This is a genomic window from Shewanella marina JCM 15074, assembly GCF_000614975.1.
Lineage (GTDB): Bacteria > Pseudomonadota > Gammaproteobacteria > Enterobacterales > Shewanellaceae > Shewanella > Shewanella marina.
This window is the reverse complement of the sequence record NZ_BALM01000040.1, coordinates 1-19,361: the sequence shown is the minus strand read 5'-3', so window position 1 is coordinate 19,361 and position 19,361 is coordinate 1. Positions and strand designations below refer to the sequence as shown.

At 39.4% G+C, this 19,361-nt stretch carries 17 protein-coding genes; 5 read left to right on the top strand and 12 right to left on the bottom strand.

The annotated features are described in order from the left end of the window. Window positions 1-23 precede the first annotated feature (23 nt). Window positions 24-2,444, bottom strand: coding sequence for a class I adenylate cyclase (locus JCM15074_RS18985; protein ID WP_025823368.1), 2,421 nt, complete (start codon window positions 2,442-2,444; stop codon window positions 24-26). A gap of 232 nt (window positions 2,445-2,676) precedes the next feature. Here JCM15074_RS18985 and hemC point away from each other — a divergent pair, with 232 nt between their 5' ends. The 5 genes from hemC to JCM15074_RS23110 all read left to right on the top strand — a co-directional run bounded on the left by hemC (window position 2,677) and on the right by JCM15074_RS23110 (window position 6,759). After that, window positions 2,677-3,606 (top strand): hydroxymethylbilane synthase, encoded by a 930-nt coding sequence (gene hemC, locus JCM15074_RS18980; protein WP_025823366.1) that lies wholly within the window; start codon window positions 2,677-2,679, stop codon window positions 3,604-3,606. Window positions 3,607-3,608: 2 nt separating this feature from the next. Beyond that, complete coding sequence (locus JCM15074_RS18975; RefSeq protein ID WP_025823364.1) at window positions 3,609-4,328, top strand: uroporphyrinogen-III synthase; 720 nt, start codon at window positions 3,609-3,611, stop codon at window positions 4,326-4,328. A 126-nt stretch (window positions 4,329-4,454) separates the two neighbouring features. Next, complete coding sequence (locus JCM15074_RS18970) at window positions 4,455-5,594, top strand: uroporphyrinogen-III C-methyltransferase (RefSeq protein ID WP_025823362.1); 1,140 nt, start codon at window positions 4,455-4,457, stop codon at window positions 5,592-5,594. After that, a complete protein-coding gene (locus JCM15074_RS25755) occupies window positions 5,591-5,914 on the top strand; it encodes a heme biosynthesis HemY N-terminal domain-containing protein (protein ID WP_444544582.1) in 324 nt (107 codons plus the stop codon). Before JCM15074_RS18970 ends, JCM15074_RS25755 begins: the two co-directional genes overlap by 4 nt. Continuing rightward, a complete protein-coding gene (locus JCM15074_RS23110) occupies window positions 5,908-6,759 on the top strand; it encodes a heme biosynthesis protein HemY (RefSeq protein WP_444544581.1) in 852 nt (283 codons plus the stop codon). Before JCM15074_RS25755 ends, JCM15074_RS23110 begins: the two co-directional genes overlap by 7 nt. 146 nt (window positions 6,760-6,905) lie before the next feature. Here JCM15074_RS23110 and JCM15074_RS23105 read toward each other — a convergent pair whose 3' ends face one another. The 11 genes from JCM15074_RS23105 to nrfD all read right to left on the bottom strand — a co-directional run. Then, window positions 6,906-7,676 (bottom strand): phage integrase, encoded by a 771-nt coding sequence (locus JCM15074_RS23105; protein WP_051536965.1) that lies wholly within the window; start codon window positions 7,674-7,676, stop codon window positions 6,906-6,908. A gap of 170 nt (window positions 7,677-7,846) precedes the next feature. After that, on the bottom strand, window positions 7,847-8,752 hold the full coding sequence (locus JCM15074_RS23100) for a restriction endonuclease subunit S (RefSeq protein WP_267880207.1): 906 nt from the start codon (window positions 8,750-8,752) through the stop codon (window positions 7,847-7,849). Beyond that, window positions 8,740-8,958, bottom strand: coding sequence for a restriction endonuclease subunit S (locus JCM15074_RS25715; protein WP_373278924.1), 219 nt, complete (start codon window positions 8,956-8,958; stop codon window positions 8,740-8,742). The genes JCM15074_RS23100 and JCM15074_RS25715 overlap by 13 nt, the downstream gene beginning before the upstream one ends. Further along, entirely contained in the window at window positions 8,958-10,988 is a 2,031-nt protein-coding gene (locus JCM15074_RS18950; protein WP_025823360.1) for an HsdM family class I SAM-dependent methyltransferase, read from the bottom strand. The genes JCM15074_RS25715 and JCM15074_RS18950 overlap by 1 nt, the downstream gene beginning before the upstream one ends. 401 nt (window positions 10,989-11,389) lie before the next feature. After that, window positions 11,390-12,835, bottom strand: a complete 1,446-nt coding sequence (locus tag JCM15074_RS18945) for a disulfide bond formation protein B (RefSeq protein ID WP_025823358.1) — start codon at window positions 12,833-12,835, stop codon at window positions 11,390-11,392. A gap of 543 nt (window positions 12,836-13,378) precedes the next feature. Beyond that, window positions 13,379-14,665, bottom strand: a complete 1,287-nt coding sequence (locus JCM15074_RS18940; protein WP_025823356.1) for a winged helix-turn-helix domain-containing protein — start codon at window positions 14,663-14,665, stop codon at window positions 13,379-13,381. A gap of 194 nt (window positions 14,666-14,859) precedes the next feature. Next, a complete protein-coding gene (locus JCM15074_RS18935; RefSeq protein WP_037470036.1) occupies window positions 14,860-15,714 on the bottom strand; it encodes an ABC transporter permease in 855 nt (284 codons plus the stop codon). Then, window positions 15,707-16,609 (bottom strand): ABC transporter ATP-binding protein, encoded by a 903-nt coding sequence (locus tag JCM15074_RS18930; protein WP_025823352.1) that lies wholly within the window; start codon window positions 16,607-16,609, stop codon window positions 15,707-15,709. Before JCM15074_RS18930 ends, JCM15074_RS18935 begins: the two co-directional genes overlap by 8 nt. Window positions 16,610-16,829: 220 nt before the next feature. Next, window positions 16,830-18,101 carry a nitrous oxide reductase family maturation protein NosD gene (gene nosD / locus JCM15074_RS18925; RefSeq protein WP_025823350.1) on the bottom strand — a complete coding sequence of 424 codons (1,272 nt, stop codon included), beginning with the start codon at window positions 18,099-18,101 and terminating at the stop codon, window positions 16,830-16,832. 21 nt (window positions 18,102-18,122) lie between these two features. Further along, complete coding sequence (locus tag JCM15074_RS18920; protein WP_025823348.1) at window positions 18,123-18,611, bottom strand: nitrous oxide reductase accessory protein NosL; 489 nt, start codon at window positions 18,609-18,611, stop codon at window positions 18,123-18,125. Window positions 18,612-18,733: 122 nt separating this feature from the next. Then, window positions 18,734-19,361, bottom strand: a 628-nt coding sequence (gene nrfD / locus JCM15074_RS18915; protein WP_025823346.1) for an NrfD/PsrC family molybdoenzyme membrane anchor subunit, incomplete at its 5' end; no start/stop codon positions are given.

Here is a 19,361-nt window from a genome sequence, read left to right as displayed (position 1 = left end):
GCATTCCCATGCTACTGGCTTTTTCAAAAATGCCCTTCTGCGTAAGCCACTTCTAAATCAAATGGCACTACCTGCAACGCTCCTTTCACACGCACTAAGCGGTAAAATTGCGGTAATAAAAAACGCTCTTGTTGTTGCTCTAGTCCTAAAAAAGCATGTTCTTTACTGACTTTAGCCACTAAAGCTTCGGCTTGTAGTTGCTCTTCTACAATATGAGTTAGCCCATTATCTTCATTCAAAATAAAGACATCTAGCGACCCTTTCTTTTGCTGTAAGAAATATTGCAAACAACCACGACTAGCATAATGACTAATCACCTCAGGCACGCTCGACAACGGGCATTCACCGATGGTGGGTCTCGGCAAATATTCGACATCACCTAAGCCCAATTGCAATCGACCTTTTTTAAGCTGATTAAGACGCTTATAAGTGATCCCCAATAAATTAAACTCAATCCCATAGCAAGCATCACCGAGTTGCAGCGGTAGCATCAAGGTTGCGGTATTATTGGTTTGCCGACATAGCTTCATGCTTTGGCTAATTAAATGCTCAACGGTTAATTTCAATTGCGAATTTAATTGCTGACTACAACTGAACACTTGAAATTCAAAATTAGCATCAGTTAAATGCATAAATCCTGGCGATAAGAAATCCAATGCCTGCAACAAAGCTTCCTCACCATCAAAATGCACGCTATGCCATTCACCCCATGAGTTTAAACAGAAAATATCAAGGCTGCCGACCATATTGAGCTGCTTACGACCAAGCGAGAGTACGTTAGCATTCATAAAATCCACCAGCATACTTTGACCGCGCCAAGCCGCTGTTGGATCGTGGCTTACATTAACGGCAATAGTCACTTGTTCAAAGTGCCAATGACGAGACAAATCACCGCGCGAAACGCGCTTCAATTGCTGCGGTAAACCTTGATTGATATGTTTGGCCAACTGAGTCAGTTCATTGGCACTAATATTACTGGTCGATAAACTATGCCAGCGTGTTTGCTCACTACTGATATTGTTTAAACAGGCCCAAAATACCAACTCTGCTACATGCTTACTTTGATAAATCGCTGTCTCACCAAATAATTTACTGCGCACAGGTGCTTGGCGATACAAGCTGTATTGTTGATCGTTAGAACCATAAATAACGGTGAGATCTGACTCCACAAGAGACTGACTCCACAAGGTATTCAAAGCAAAGATTTGCTGCTTATTCCCACTAAAATAGGTATGCAACTTGCGCATTAATAAGCCAAGTTCCTCCACGTTCAAGTCAATTTTAATGTGCCAAGTGGCGGCAAACTTTAATAGGGTTTGATAGCTGGCAAGCATTTGCTCTTTTAATTGACGATTAAACCATTGCAGTTGCCCGCAATGCCAATGTTGGCAATTATCTAGCGTTTGCAGCAAGTTATCAGTCCAATTCCATTGGCTTACTAACGCATTTAAGGTGTGATAACGCCAGTCTTTAGGTTGCGCTTTGTTAGAAAGTGCAATACCACATTTTAAATAAAAACAGCGCCGTACGATTTCAAGCCGATGCATATCATTTAATGAAATCAGGTAAGACTCAATGTAACGATACAAGAGTAAATAGGCATCATTGTTAGTGCTTAAATCACCTGCGCAGGTCATTTGCCAAATCTGGGTTGTGACTAACTCAGTATTTGGATAGTGATATGCGTAAGCTTCTAATAAGATAACTTTTAATAGCGCTTTGTGAGGTCTATCTAAACCTTTATACAACTGCCACAAAGATGCGCCAAAATATTCATCGGCAGCCAATTCTTGTACATTGCCAAGATAAAGCAAAGTGTCACTCGGCTTAGCATCTGGCCACCATGCGACGGGCTTGCCGCCTAAACAGATATGACTGCGATAAAACTCTTCTAGCAATAACCAATGCTGAGCACTACCACTGTGTTCAGGTCCCATATTGGTATATGAACTTTGACAACTTAACTTATGAGTAAATTGCTGCGGGTGCACTAAATAACAATTGATGTCTAAATCATACTGAATACACCAATCTTTAATGGCTTCACATTTACGCGCCAGAAAGTCCAACTCTGTTTGGGTTAAACTCGGATCATAAACAACCCAAACATCAACATCGCTATCGCTATTTTGGCCAAAGCTGGCGGTACTGCCCATGCAATATACGCCTTCAATCATCGCTAAAGGGTCATCTGCAGTCGGCATTAACGGTAATTGCAGCTGTTGCGCAGCCTGAAAATGTTCAGTCTTAAGACAAAAATGTTTTATGCCATAAGGAGTAATGGAATTGATGTAGCCGGGAAGTGCTTTATCATTAATATGAAAAAAAGCTGCAAGCAGTTGAAATACTTGTTGTTGTAATGGCGACAACAGTGCAATTGCCCGAGCTTCACGCACTCGATTCAATCGAGCTGCAAGAGCAATATTTTCCGCCTCAGTTTTCATCTATAGACCACCCTAACTAATAGAGCGACATATTACCATTTTTAAGCGCATGAGCAAATAAATGGGATATAGATCACGTTTTACTTAATTACCTTCTTACAATTGCTGAAATCTTGAGAGATTTGAGTAAAAACCATGTTGTTAACTTCAAAGATCTGCATGCTGTTTCTTACATATCGTTCAAGGTGGTGATAGCATGTTCGGCAATTATGATCCGGCTAGGAAATCGAGCATGTCTCAAAACATTATTCGTATTGCAACACGTAAAAGTCCACTTGCTATGTGGCAAGCAGAATTTGTTAAAGCTGAACTAGAGCGAATCCACCCAGGTATTCAAGTTGAGCTATTACCGATGAGCACCAAAGGTGACATTATTCTTGATACGCCATTAGCAAAAGTGGGCGGTAAAGGCTTATTCGTTAAAGAACTTGAAGTCGCTATGCTAGAAAACCAAGCGGATATCGCGGTTCATTCTATGAAAGACGTTCCAGTTGATTTTCCTGAGGGTTTAGGCCTAGAAGTGATTTGTGAGCGTGAAGATCCACGTGATGCATTTGTTTCAAACACCTACAAATCAATTGATGAATTACCACAAGGCGCAGTTGTGGGCACTTCAAGTCTACGTCGCCAATGCCAAATCCGTGCATTACGTCCAGACTTAATCATCAAAGATTTACGCGGTAACGTAGGTACTCGTCTAGGTAAACTAGATGCGGGTGAATACGATGCCATTATTCTTGCTGCTGCCGGTTTAATTCGTCTAAAACTATTTGAACGTATTGCCAGCTTTATTGAATCAGACGTATCACTACCTGCAAACGGCCAAGGCGCGGTAGGTATTGAATGCCGTACTGATGATGAACGTGTAAAAGCGTTACTTGCACCGCTAGAGCATGCAGAAACTCGTTTCCGCGTAACCGCAGAGCGTGCAATGAATACTCGCCTTGAAGGCGGCTGCCAAGTACCGATTGGTGCTTATGCAGAAATCACTGGCGATACGCTATTCCTACGTGGTTTAGTGGGTAATCCAGATGGTTCACAAATCATCACTGGTGAAGTCACTGGTCTATGTGTTGATGCACAGAAGCTGGGTATTGCACTCGCAGACGAACTGCTAAGCAAAGGCGCTAAATCAATTCTTGATGAAGTCTACAAGGCTTAATCATGAAAGTGCTACTGACACGCCCGCAAGGGCGTAATCAGGCAATGCAAACTGCACTTGAGCAGCATGGTGTACCTTATATGGTCACGCCGCTGCTCAGTGTAGTTGCAACTCAACAAGCGTTAAGTAAATCGGCACTTGCAGACGCTGATGTGATTATTTTTATCAGCACCAATGCAGTTAAATTTGCTCAGCAACAACTTAACCAACCATGGCCTCAGCAAGCGCGCTATTATGCTGTCGGTCAAGCCACTTTCGATGCCATGCAAGCCATCGGCTTACAAGGTGAACAAGCACCATTAGATTGCCAGCAAACAGAAGGCTTACTGACCTTAGCCAGTCTACACCAGCTCAATAATCAAAATATTGTCATTATCCGTGGTGTCGGCGGCCGAGAAGATTTAGCTACCCAACTCAAGCAGCGAGGTGCAACAGTCCAATACTGGCAAGTTTACCAACGCGTTTGCCCTCCTCTCTCAGATGCCACTCTGCCTTTTCAATGGCAAGATTTCGGTATTGATACTATCGTTATTACTAGTGGCGCAGTATTAGATAACCTATTGTCTTTAACTCCAAAAGAGTTATTTCCATGGTTACACTCATGCCTTATCATAGTACCTAGTAATCGGGTTGCCGCCAAAGCGACACAAATGGGTTTTGCACAAGTTATTGATGCAAAAGCCGCAAATTGTCAGGCTGTAATGGCTGCATTATTTAATTAATGTCGTTGGCTGTCTCCCTTAGATTTTGGTTATACCCAGAACAATTTTTATCTCATTGATATTTGTGTTATTGAATAAAAACATTCAAAGTTGGGTATTTGTACGACCTTTTTAAGGACTGTTTCCATGGATAATAATAAGCCGGAAAGCAATGAAGTAACGCCTGAGGCATCTTTAGTCGTCAGTGAGCAACCCCAAACTCACGTCAGTGATAGTGCCAAATCCGACACCAGCCCTCGTCCTGCAAAATCATCCGCAGTGCTCAAACTAGTCGTGGCGATCACCTTCATTATTTCAATTCTCGCCATTGTTGCTGCCGCCTATTTATACCAACAGCTCACTCACCAACATGCATTAACACAACAAGCCGATCTGGCATTAAAAGAAGCCGTTACCGCGCAATGGCAACAGCCTAATGATCGCATTAATGCCTTAGAGTTAGCCCAGCAACAAGATCGTGCTTTAGCCAGCCAACTGCAGCAAGTCAAAACAGAGCAAGTTCAACTTGACCAGCGGATCAGTAAGATCAGTCAACGCGATCCTAATCAATGGATGATCGCCGAAGCGGAATACTTAGTCAGAATGGCAGGCCAGAAATTATGGCTTGAGCATGATCCACAAACCGCAGAGCAATTACTTAAAACGGCAGATCAACGCATTAAATCAATGCAAGATCCGGCATTGCTACCTATCCGTAAAGCCTTAGCGCGTGACATTAATATGGTTTCAAGTTTAAAAGAGACTGATGTGAGTGGTGCGATCTTCGCAATTGATGAAATCATCGAGCAGCTGCCTAAATTGCCATTAAATCGTGCCGAAATGCAGGCTAATGCTGAACATCAACAATCACAACCGATGACAGATTCTGTCGGTGATTGGAAAAGTAATTTGGTGAAAACATGGCAATCTATTTTAGAAGACTTTGTCATTGTGCGTCATCGCAGCACTGATATCACACCTTTACTAGAACCCGATCAGCAATGGTATTTAGTGGAGAATATTCGCCACAAACTATTACAGGCGCAATTAGCACTATACCGTAATGATCAGCGTAACTATCAAGATGCGATCAACATGGCAAGCCAATGGATCCAGCAGTATTATGATTTAACCGCGGCTCCGGTAAAACAGACCTTGGCCCATTTACAAACCTTGAGCAAATTGAAATTTAATCAATTTAATGTGAAGCAATTTAGTGCAACGCCATTACTGAAACAATACAGTCAGTATGGTGAACTCAACAGTAATCAAGGTGGTGCACTATGATCCGCACCCTCATCTACTTAATTATTATCCTGCTTGGGCTCTGTGTTAGCCCATACTTGGTGGATAATACAGGTTATCTGTTTGTCGCTATTGGCGATTATGAACTCGAAACTAGCGTAATCTTTGCTATTTTCGCACTTATTGTGTTTTACGCATTACTGCAACTAGTTGAATGGATTTTTGTTGGGCTGATTAACCTATTAATTAATAGCCGTTATATTCCGCAGCGTTGGCGTCAAAAATCTGCACGTAAACATACCTTAACCGGTGCATTAGCGTTAGCCGAAGAAGACTGGCAAGCTGCTGAGAAAGCATGGTAAAAGGTGCTAATCAAGGTGAGCTACCAGCACTTAATTGGTTAGCCGCAGCACGCGCCGCCCAGCATCAACAACATTACCCGCAACGTAATGATTATTTAAAGCAAGCAGAGGCTGAACCTCGCGCTAAAAATGCTGTGAATACGTCACGTTGCCGTTACTTATACCAACAAGGTGAGTTTGAACAAGCGCGCCAAGCATTAGATACGCTAGTGCCTTGCAGTAAAAGTAATGACTCATTGCTATTACTCGCAACCGACTTATATCAAGCACAGCAAGATTGGGCAGCATTACGCGCACTATTACCGATTATTAATAAGCGCCAGCTAGTAGACGAAACTCGCTTCACTCAGCTGAGTTTAACCACTAATAGTGCTTTATTAACTGAAGCCGCTGATAAAGGTGAACAAGCATTAGATAACTGTTGGGGCTGGTTCTCACGCGCTGAACGCAACAATAATCATTATGTGGCCTTGTATGCGATGGGGTTAAACCGTTGCGGTCGTAGCATTGATGCTTGGAAACTGGTTTACAAGAAAATTAAATCAGCAGCGGATGATGATCTATTTGCCGCCATTCCACACCTCTTAAGTACCAGTGATACCGAGTACAGACAGCAGTTTTTTGGATTGGAAAGTAAGTATGTCACACAAGCCAATTACCATGTTTGTGCTGCGCAATTATATCTACAAAACCGAGACTTTAGCTTAGCTAAAAATCATTACTTACAAGCCAGCCAGCTTGATGAAAGTAATAAATCAACTTGGTTAGGATTAGCTGAATGTCAGCATCAACTCGGTGAGCATTACGGTGCTAGCCAAAGCTATAAACAAGCTGCGGTATTGTAATACTATAAATAGCATTCACTGAGATACAAAAATGCCCCAATTAAGGGGCATGATATTAACTATAAAAACAATGTGTTATATTTAATATCAATCACTTAAAGCAATTTAACATAGCCACATATATACCATATATGGCTATGTTTGGGTCACAATGTGGTCAGTGGATTTAACTCCATTGCCTCATTGAGATAATCAGGAGTTAAATGGGCATAACTCATGGTTTGCATAATATTTGCGTGCCCCAATATTTTTTGTAACGTTAAAATATTACCGCCATTCATCATAAAATGACTAGCAAACGTGTGTCGCAATGCATGTGCGGCTTGTCCTTTGGGCAAATGTATATCAAGTGTTTTCATTACTTGATAAAATTCGCGATAACAGGGCTTAAATAACAGTCCATTTTTACCCGTTTGGATTTCAGCTAACAGTTCAGGTCTAATGGGTACTGTTCTATTTTTACCATTTTTAGTATCAATAAAAATAACTTTTCCACTAACTAAATTAGACCCTTTCAGATTTGCAGCCTCCCCCCAACGAGCCCCTGTGGCCAAGCATAGTTTTGCAATTTTTAACGTATCAGAACTTAATGCACTCAGTAATAATTTAATTTCATCCTTACTCAAGAATCCCATCTCATAACTAGGTTCTTTCAACTTTTGAAAGTTTTTCAATGGATGTTCACAATTAAGCTTTTCAGCATTAATTAATGTAGTAAAGACACCACTTAACCGATTTTGAACACGATTAACTGTTGATGCTTTTATGCCCAGCGCCAACTTTTCAGCTCTATAATCAATAAACAAACTCTTTGTAACTTGATAAGCTTTAGGGTGCCCTAAGTCTTGATCTAACTTTTTAAATATCCTAAATCTCTCAATCCACTTTTCAGTTGTTGGCCATAAATTTGATACCACAAATCTCACCTAATTTGAAACAAATAAGTCAATCACTCTACAAAATTCCAATACAAATACATTGGTTTTAAGAACACCGATTTTTGAGAGGTTGTGCATGATTTTCAACCTTTAAGTAAGTTGTAAGTGTATTAAGAGTGCCCTTTACGGACACTCTTTTTTGTATATTACTAGTGAATTACTTCTTTGTGGGCTTGTGTCTTTGTATCTACATATGCAATCACATCTTTTATGACAGTCTTTTGGATTGCAGATATGAGTAGCTCCATTGATGAGTAATCCACTTTTTTACTGGCTGATGGCAATCGGATATTATCCTTTTGAATTTTCCTGTTACTAATACTATCCCCCCAAGAATACTTGTAACTTAGACTCTTTCTTACACAAGTAGATAAGTAAATCTGAGATAGTTTTGACCTGTAATCATTATTCTTTAAGGTTAGTGTTAGGTTGTGACTATCATTAGAAAAAAAATCATGTTCCTGATATGTAACAACAAAAGTCTTCCCACCAATAAATATACAATCGCCTTTGTCTAACAAGCTTTTATCGTGAGATATATAAGAGCTGATTGCATTATTGTCAGCACTTGCACATAAGTACGGTACTGTCCCACTGCTAGGGATTATGTCTCGGGATAAAATACTTTTTGTGTTTTTAATGTCAAAAACATCAGTTATATTAAAGTCTTCAAAGGTTAGAGAATCGTAGCCATCCAAAGCATCTCTCTCATCTTCTGTCAGTTCACAATCAGATAACCCTGTCACGTCTAAGTAAGCCTCTAGCTCCGCTATACGCTCTGCCTCTAGCTCCGCTATAAAATATTCCATAAAAGCAAAGTCTGGTTTTGCATCTTTAACAGGTAGTTGAATGGATGCGTTTATGAACATAGACTCAACATCTCTAACTAAAACAGACAGAAGTTTAGTCTTTAATTTATTTAGTAACACTGAAAAGTAAAGAACGGTGTTTTTTGTTGGTTTGAACTTAGGGCTTATCATTCTGATAAACTGACCAGCGTACCAAGGTTTATGGCGATAAAAAAAGTCCATTTGTAAAAGGCCTAAACTCCACACCCCAGGTGGATTAATATTTCGATTAGGAACGAATCCTGTTTCTTGGAGTATGCTTGATTCCCCGATGTTCTAGTTATGTAGTCATAATTAGAGCCAGAAACTAATTCATTTTTATTAAAACCTTGAGTTTTATATATTTCAAAAAACTCTCCAACTTTAAACTCTCCCCACTCAACGCTTTTTAACTTATTGTTAAGTGAGGTGATTACTTTCCCGATTCGTCAGAACTCCCTTTTTGTTTTAAGAGGTTGCTAACTTCCCACGCTAGATAGTCGCTCACTGTTTTTTTAAAGTCAGCAATGGTTGGTTTGGTATCAATAGGAATGCTTTGATTCCAATCTGCGCCATTTTGGGGATCTATCGTGTTTTCGTAATACTCACGTTCAGTAAACAGGTTCAATTTACTTTTTCCGAAACGAACAAGACTCACAAGCTCGTCATATCTAAATTGGGCTTGATCGGTATCTTTTAAGTTATTACTGGCTTTCTTTCGATTGGTGCGAGTGTATCCATCATTGGAAAAGTCGATAAACTTTACCATTTCATCTTTATGATGAGCTTCTCCAACCTTAAAAACATACACATACGTTTGAACGCTAGCCTTGCCAATAAAGAGATCGATTGGCATTTTTATACTGGCAATAAGTGTGTTTGTTTGAAGTATCTTTTGGTTTAAATCTTTTGCTTTTCCTGTACCGGCTGAACTTTGAATAATGATCGCTGCATAGCCTTTATTCATCATGCTTAATGCTTTGTGAACAAAATTCATTCCGTTGCCAGTAGCAGAATAGGGAGGGTTTAGTACAAAGGCATCGGCAGGAAAAAGTTCATCTGTTTTACCGAATCCATACTTACCATCAAAAGATAGAGAGTCGCCATTTAGAACGTTAGAGCTACCGTCACCCATCAAGATCATGTTTAACACAGCAAGCATATAAACACTTGAGAGCATTTCTAACCCTAAAAGCTGCTCTGCTTTAATCTGAGCCTCTTTTTGGGCTAACGCTTCTGGCGATGTTATCGTTTGTTTCGCATCTATTAGCATTTCATTCATGGCTGCTACAAGTAAACCAGCGGAACCAGTGGCAAAATCCCAAACGTAAGAGTCTTTGTTTACACGAGCTAACCGAGCAAGCAGCGTTGAAATATAAGACGGAGTGAGAACTACATCGTTTAGCTTATCTTGAGAAAAACCTAACCAGCCGTACATTTCATTGAAAAGTTTGCCTGTAAAGTCAGTTGTCAAACCGATTTTGTAGTAGATCCCTAAGTCGTCTACAATCTTTGTGAACACACGTTTTAACTGGCTTTCACCGTCTTTGACCTTATTGATATTTTCAGTCGTTAACGTGTTATTGAGCGTTCTTAGGATTAAATCTCGCTTTTCACGAGGGATATTCTTTTCTCCTAAGAATGATCTGATCTTGCGAAGTAAAATATCACCGTCTCGATTACCCTCTTCTTGGGATGAAAGTAACTCAGATTTTTCTAGTGGCCTGACCTTTCCTGCAACTCCTAATGTAGCCATTATGGAGGCTGCAACGAGGTAAACTCTATCGTTTTCGCCTAATCCTTTTTCATTCTGATAAATGTCGTTGTTAAGACGAGTTAAGCTAATATCAATCTCTTTTTCTCGTTGTTGCTTAAGCTTGTCTAGCTCATCTTGAGATAGGTTGAGAGATTTAACTTTCTGAATAAAGTTGTCGAAGTGTTTTGATGACAAGAAAGATAGGTCGTTATATTCACCGACTTTTTGACCAGCACCGAGGTTATGCTTAGATACGTAGTAAACACCTATTTCATGTTTAAGGTTGTCTGACTCATCTTTATAACCAGTGATACCAATAGCGATGATATCCGTATAGCTAGTATGGTGTAGAACAGCGTTAGCGTAATGAACAGCCCCGTTAACAGCAAAAGCATTGATATTTTTTAGGTTAGGCTCACCTTTTGTATTCCTATTATCAACGTTGCCGTTACTATCTAGCTTGACCAGTTTATGCTGTAAGCCTTTGTACTCAATCAGGACTGGATATTTATTGGTTAATGAGTCTTCCAGTAAAAGCTTAGCATCAGGTCTATTCCCGCCTTGCCCCCCACTTTTCGTGAAGTAATCATTCAGAGCCTTATCAATCTCTGAGTTAAGGCTTTCTTGTTCTAGTTTGTAATTCAGACTGTAGCTTTTTAGCCAGCCATTCGCTAGGTCTGCAATGTTTGGTTCTACGGATTTAGGCATAAGTTCAATTAAATAGGTATGTTATTAATGCCGTTGATTCTACTTGATGTTTAGATATTTTCTAGTGACTTGCGTAAAATTGTCACCATTCAACCAAGCCTGTTAGTTAGTGCGATGAATAAAATCGCACTAACTCTTCAAAACTCACTTTGCAATATCCGTGGTCATTCGTGATTTACTAAATTAGCAAGATCACTGACTTACAATTGTCCACAAATGCGTTGGAAATTTATATTCAAACATTAGTTATTAATAAAAGCCCACTTCATTCGAAGTGGGCTTTGTCATTTCTAACAGGAATGTAGTCAATTTGTGGACGACACGCATTTAATATAAATAAAAATCAATACCTTAAGCGCAGCAAAATGCCACAATTAAGGGGCATTTTTTATATACCATGATTATAAGCTAAACATTTTCACTTGATTGTTCGCCGCTTGTGCATCAACGATAGCCAATTGACCGCTCACTAATGTCATCGCTTGTGGGTTGACCACATCACTAATATCTAAGCTGTACTCAACCTGATTAGTGGCTAAATCCATCACTAATACTTGCTTAGCACTGTTGCTTAGTAGGTAAGCTTTATCACCATCAACCACCATAGCTGTTACCATAGGTAAAGCTTGAGTCGCGAGTTTAATCTTAGCTTCGCTATTTAATTGGTAATCTTCACCACTCACACGGACTAACACAAAGTTAGGCTGTTTTGCGTCTGGTAACGTCACCATTAAATATTCTTGCTTAATCGGATCCCATGCTGCACTCGCAATATAGTTATAACGTGCACGAGCAGTGGTAATACGGCTACGCTTTAACTCTTTTACGCCATCAGTACCTGCCATAAAGTTAGCATAGTAATCTGCAATTTTAGCCTGTGGATCGTAAGCCACTCGAGCAAAACTCTTATGATCTGCGGTCACAAATACCGAGTTATCACCATCAAACACAACGTCTGCAAGGTTTGAAATTTCAACTGAGAAAGCAGCATCAATACGAACTTGTGCTAATACGTTAGTTAATGACTGATCAATAAAGTAAACCCAGTTATCCGTCGTGACAGCAGCATACATTTTGCTATTTGGATTATAACTAATACCTGAAACTACACCCTCAATTGCTGCAGGTAACGTCACACTTGACGCTAAAGCAAGTTGATTTTTAGCCGCTAGCATAGTCGCTTGATTCACTTCTGTCTGACTAAAATCAGGCTTTTCAATTGAATAGCTACCACGAGCAGACAATTTAGATAGGGTCGGCCAGTTACCGGTAGACCAGATGATTTTATCTGGATCAAAGCTCATACGTACTGGATCACTTTGACCAATAAATGGGAATGGGCCAGTTTGCGTAAATGCTTGCACGATGTTGAAAGCAATCACGACTAAGAACACATTGATGGTGGTCTTATTTAACAAGCTCCACTTAGTATCCTTGTCTTGCTCAACGAGTTTGTCGCCTTGCATCACTAGCATTAAGGCTGCAAACAGCAATACTACTGCAAATACAACCATTACCCACACATAAGTATGAATGCCTAAAATGGCAGGACCAAAGCCTTGGCCGATATCACGTAAAATATGTGGTGAACTGTGACGATAGCCAGCCCAAAGGCCATAAATAGCAGTAAACAGTAACGCACCAATATACTTAGGCTTGAGGCCATAACGCATGATAAACACCGCCACTAATGCGGTTAATACCATTGCAGTACGTTCCTGCCAGCATAAAATACAAGGTGTATCACCCATACCAAAACCAAGTACGATACATGCAATACCCACGGGTAATGCAATCAATAACATGGCAGCAATAGACACAATTCGATTCATCATTAATGCGTTCATAGTGCCTCCTTATAAATTACCAGCGGGAACAAGCATTGACCAAGTGGCCATTACCCAAATAAATACACCAAGCCAATACAGCCACATAAACAGATATTAGCTAGCTTGACCTTTTCAGGTTTAAAACCAACCAAATAACAGGTAAAGAAGACAAGACAAAATAAAAGGAACTCCATGAGTTACCTCCAATAAGTATGAAATAAATGAGTCCACTTCTAATTAATCTACATGCGTTATATTAGAAATGAATTCATTACAAAGAAGATATCAAGAGCTGCAATATATAGCGTATTTTTTAGATATTGAAATTTTAAGTTTACAAACTGTGAATTGTAATTAACTTAATTAACAACATGTGAATTAAGACAAAATTAATAAAACTTCGAGATATTATTCACAACAAGAAAAATTATGTGATGAATTACCAGTAATTTAATTTAAAAGCTAGCAGACATCATAAGTTATGAATAAATGCGATATTGGAATAGATAAGATTTTTACATATGAAAAAACCACCTTGCGGTGGTTTTAAATAACTTACATTTAAAGTTTAACTAAACTATACCGAGTCCAAGCTATAGTTTCACCCATAAATGGTAATATCCATACTGCCGTATTTTTATCACTATAAACACGATAGAAATAAACAATATCATCAGTAATATCATGCTTACGGATTTCTCGATAGAAACGCATAGCAGAATCACTCACTTTATTTGGCTTAGTTAAACTTTTTTGCTTAATGGTGACTTGAAATACATCAACATCATAACCATCAATCTTCTGGTGATATTGTTTAAAATCACCTCGAATCGTATATTTCAATGGCGTAGTTAAACAATCTTGATCGGTTACACAGGTCGCACTTTGAAATTTACCGGAGTTACCATCTTCATATATAAGTGACAAACTTAAATCAGCGCGAACTAATAGTTCGTTAGCAACTGGGTAGTAAATATCCGCTTGATAGTGATGTTCAGTAATCTCACCATGAGCATTTTCTTCAATCGGGAAAAATACCTGATTATAGCGAATACGGTTTTCCATCACTTTGGTAAGTTGCATAAACTCAACCATATTAAGCTGTGCAGGCTTATTATCGATGGCGGCAATATTAATCATGCCTTGCCCTAAGCACTCATTTTGACCTTCAACTTCAGGACAAACAGCAACTGAATAATTAAAACCATCCGTTGCAGCAAAACCATTAAAGTGATGCATACCAAACACCTCATTAGTATCTGATATAAAATGCTTTTGCCACTGTGTGAGTGAGGAATCAATATTATCTTTATAAGTAAATACAGGTAAATTAGCTTCCACACCACCAAGATTTAAATCAATTTTCTCATCAGCTTGCCAATTATGAGCCTGCTTAATCAGCATATGATAATCGCTCCAGTACCACACTAGGCCAACTAGCATAAGTAATAATGCGATACCGGCACATTTAACAAATAATGGTGCCTGTTTCAGCGCTTGTCTTATCGAGTGAGAATCGCTAATGGCTAACATTTTTACATGTGACTTTTCAGACACGTGTATTTGATAACCACGCCTTGCAATCGTCTTTAGCTGAACCTCAGCATAAGGTTCAAGCTTTTTACGTAACGTGCTCACACATTGCGTTAGCGAAGTGGATGCAACAACACGCTCTGGCCAGCCGACTTCGAGTAGCTGATCTTTGGTAAAAATAGCATCAGGATTCGATAATAATAATGCTAAAACTTGTGCTTCTGAAAACGTTAAACTAACAGTTGTATCATTAAGGTGATCTACCAACTGTTTAGCATTGTTATCCAAGTCTAAATACGGGGTAACTTTTAACACCTTAATTCCTCATTATTTTTCGTTATAATAATTTTATAAATTTCAATATATGAAATATATATATAACGGGCAATTCTAATGGGGAAAATATTATCTATCTGTGAGCTTTACCTCACTTCATTACCTCGCTAACTTTAGATAGTTAACTTTATATAACAATTGTGATGAACATTAACATATCAAAATATATAAAATTATAGTTTCTTACACTTAAAAACAGACAAGGCTAATATACTTAATCCGATAATCCACACAATTAATAGTCCATAAAGCACTGATAACCCCAAACCACTTTGTGCAATTAATGATAATGTACCTTGCAGATCTTCAGCTCCCACAGCAACTAAATTAATGGCTCGATATATATCGGTTGGATTAAATGCGATCAATACGTTGATTAACTCTGGGGTCATAAAACTTAAATCAGCCACCAGCAATGCTAATAAAACTAAATCATAAATAAGTACAAATAAGAACCAAACAAATAATAATAAGCCTATTGCCCGCGCTTTTTCAGTACTGCGTAAACTCACTACATAACCGATTAATATAAAGGTCATGGCCAATAGAATACTGCTTAATATAAACTGGCTAAATACACATACCGTTATCCCAACAGGGTAATCTTTACCTAAGATCAGTAATAATAATGCCGTAATACCAAATCCCAATAATGAGGTGAAAGCCATCATGATTGAGTGACCCAATAACTTACCAGCAATGATCTGTTTACGGGTTAACGGATAAGACAGCAGTAACAATAAAGTGCCAGACTCCTCTTCCCCCACAAAACTATCGTAACTGATTAAAATCGCCGTTAATGGAATAATAAATACCGCAATAGTCGATAGGCTGGAGATCAATACTGGTAACTCGGGTAGAACCAAAGCGCCACTTACCGCACTACCAGCGAATGTCACCGACAGTGATAGCGCCATAAATATCAAGGTAATAAAACTGACCCAGCGGTTACGTAAGCCGTCTTTAATCTCTTTTGACGCAATAATCCACACCGGTGAATAAGGCATAGTTGCAAAAATACTAGCCATGTTGACCTTCCAATTGATTAATATAGTACTGGTAAATATCGTTTAAGCTCGGCTCTGCTAATGAGAAATCATAAATGCCTAAATGTTGGGTGATATGACGAATAACATCGGCTTTAATACCATAATCAACATGTAAACAGCCTTGAAAATAACAAGATTGAAAGCCATTTAAGTGCTGATGATGCTGTTCAAGTGCGGCTGATTTAATCTTGATTTTCAAATTACTGGCTTGCTTTAGCTCATTCAAACTGCCTTGAGCTAATACTTTTCCTTGCCCCACAATTAACGCAAAATCAACATTGCCTTCCACCAGCGACAATTCATGAGTACAAATAATCACGGCGCAGCCTTTCGCTTTAAGCTCATTAATTTTGCGATACATAAACTCAGAAGCCAGAGGATCAAGTCCTACCGTTGGCTCATCTAACAAAATTAACCGAGGTTCAGAGAGAATCGCTTGAGCGAAGCCTAGACGTTGTCGCATCCCTTTTGAGTAGGTCTTTACCAATCGATGTTGGGCATCGGCTAAGCCAAACTCGACTAAAATTTGCAGCACTTTTTCACGATTGACGCCCTTGAGTGCGGCAAAGTAACTCAGCACTTCATAACCGGATAGCTTTTCGTAAAAGCTGACATTTTCAGGTAGATAACCAATATCTAATTGCACATGTTGTTGTGAGGCATTAAGCGTATTACCGTAAACTTGAATCTCACCAAGGCTTGGTTGAATAAGCCCTAAAATCATCTTAATTAGGCTAGATTTACCCGCGCCATTATGGCCAAGTAACGCCATTGTCTGGCCAGCATGTAATTCAAAACTTACGCCTTTCAGTGCAACAAAATCTTGATATGACTTATGCACATCAGTGACTTTTACAACAACAGATCTGGTCACGTCTTAATACCCACATAACAACCGCAATAAATTACCTGCTAATATCGCCAATTTTTTATATTCAGCAAGTAAATAACTCTAATATAAGTAAGTAACCTGATACGAGTCACAGACTTACCGTGAAACAATCTACAGGTCTATAACGACAAAACTTAAGTGATGACATTCACACATAAAAATGAATTTGGTGATAAGGCTCTATTTATAAATCAAAAAAGTATTAAAAATCTAAGCTTATAGTTGGCGGTTGTAATAATGGAAAACTATCCACAATACCGCTCATTTGTGGCAGATAGAATTGTTTTTGTACCCATTTAAGCATCTGTACTATTGGGCTATTCATCAAAAATTTAGCCTCAGGATATAACCAAAACAGTTTATCTAGGCTGTCATTTGGACGGTAATGACTGTCGCCAATACCATCTCCGTTATAATCCCAACCTTGATAACTACTCCAATAATTCCCCTGTTGCTGGTGACTCCACTCTAATACCACATCACCGACATACTTAATTTGGGTTTGATTATTGCTAAAACCATTGCCATAAATTTGGTTAGTTTCGCCACCCATCGCCATATAAATGCCGACATCACTTTGATCAAATAAATTGCCGCTAATAATATTGTCTGTCGCGGCGTAGATAAACAGCCCTTTGCCCACAGTGCCGATTTCCATATCACCATTGGCATTATGCACCGACTTAATTTGATTAGAGATAATGCGGCAATTTTTGGTCATATTCAGTAGTACCCCAAAATCAAGTGCATCCCAACTACGATTATGGTGCAAATAGATATCATCACTACTCATCAACGCAAAACCACCATCCACCTGATAGCTGGTATTATGGAAGGCTTCATCGTGCTTGCTGTACATATAATGAATACCGTACTGCTGATTAGAAAATGTATTATTAGTGACCAGACTATATTGGCTCGAGTCAATATAAACACCATCACGTACATCAGTCACTGTATTGCCGACAATTATCGAGTGCTTAACATGTTTTAAATAGATGCCATCACCACGATCCAATTTATGCATTTGGGCATTACCGCGGATCTGATTCTGGCTAATATTAATATGCTGAACCTCATCAGCTCTAATACCAAAACTGTTACCCGATAAGTGGCTATTCACTATCTTAATATGTTCGAGATTTTCATAGATAAGGATGCCCGAATCACGTTCATAATGATCCTGCCCCCAATTTTGAATAGTCACACCATTAATCGTGACGTGAGAGGCAAACACCTCAATTGCGCTACCTTTGCCTTGACCATCAATGATGGCGCCAGGCTCACCAACCAGCTCAATACTTTGTTTTATCTGCAACGGCCCAGTGTATAAGCCTTTTTGTAAGATGAGCTTATCACCGGCTTGGGCGTGGTTAAGTGAATGAATAAGCTGCGCTTGGTCACCAATATTCATATCAGCAGCATATACTTTAGCTGCAAACATAATAATTAATACCACCCCAAAGCGTAACATTCATTCACCTCCAATAATTAATTAATGACCTTCTAGTAATGGCAGAGTAACTTGCTCATAAGTCAGTACAGCGCCGCCAAATTCTTGGGCAAACTGTTCTGCTGCAGCTTTGCTACTAAATGAGGCCACAGCAGGTCCCATTACCGCTTTTTTACTGGTGCCATAAACGTACCAAGCCGTCGTTGCATCAATAAAGTGTTTATCATCCGGCATTTGCCAATCTGTTACTGCGATATCGTGAACAAAAACAGCATCGATTTGACGAATATTGTCGCTTTGTAGCGCAAAATTGAACATATCTCGATTAGAGCAGAAGTTCAGTACGGTCTCTTTATTCTTTAAATGCACCTGCCCTTTAGGGCCAGGATATTTGGTCACCACCATACCGCAGAGATGACATTTATCATGCTGATGTAATGCCACTGGCGCAGCTTCTGATTGCTTTGTTTCACTCGAAAGACAAGCGCTAAATAGCGGTAACAAACATAAAATAAATGCTAACTTTTTCATGTGAACTCCAACGTAAATTTAAGCCCCATTAGCAATCGCTAACGGGGCTTAATATATTGCACAATCATTAACTCAAGCTGTATGGGGGCACAATACTTGAGTTTATTGATTCACCGTTAGTATTAGATCGCGTATTGCTGACCTGCGTACAGGATGAATAAACGTAAGCACATCATGCCCGTCACCGCACAAGCACCTGAAAGGTAGAATGCTTGAGCTGAATGGCTGAAACGCTTGCCTGTTGCAAAGTTAATTAAGATAGGAGCAACAAAACCGATACCCACTACACCTAACCAGAACACAGAAGACCAAGTACCACTGTAGAATGCTTGTGATGCATATTGCATACCCGCATTACCGGTAAATAGCGCTGCAGCGATCATGAAAATGAACAATGCTTCAGCGATCATAATTGGCCACTCAGCACCATGAAGTACTTTCATGTCTGTGCTGTGTAAGTCTTCTTTGAACATACCAACTGCCAGCATTTTGGCAGCAGCAGCACCCGCAGAAAGACCTGACGCAACAAACAACGCAGGTAATACCGAAGTATTGATAATTGGAAAGCGGATTAACGCTGAAATTAAGAAACCGGTATAAGCACATACTGAAACCGCTAATACTAAGGTTGCAATTTCAACAGGGCGACGCACTGCTTTTAGCTTCTCAATTACGGGTAATAAGAAGTTTAATGGCTTGATTGCACGGATTTCATCTTCTAGTACCAATAAACCAACAATCGCAGCTAAT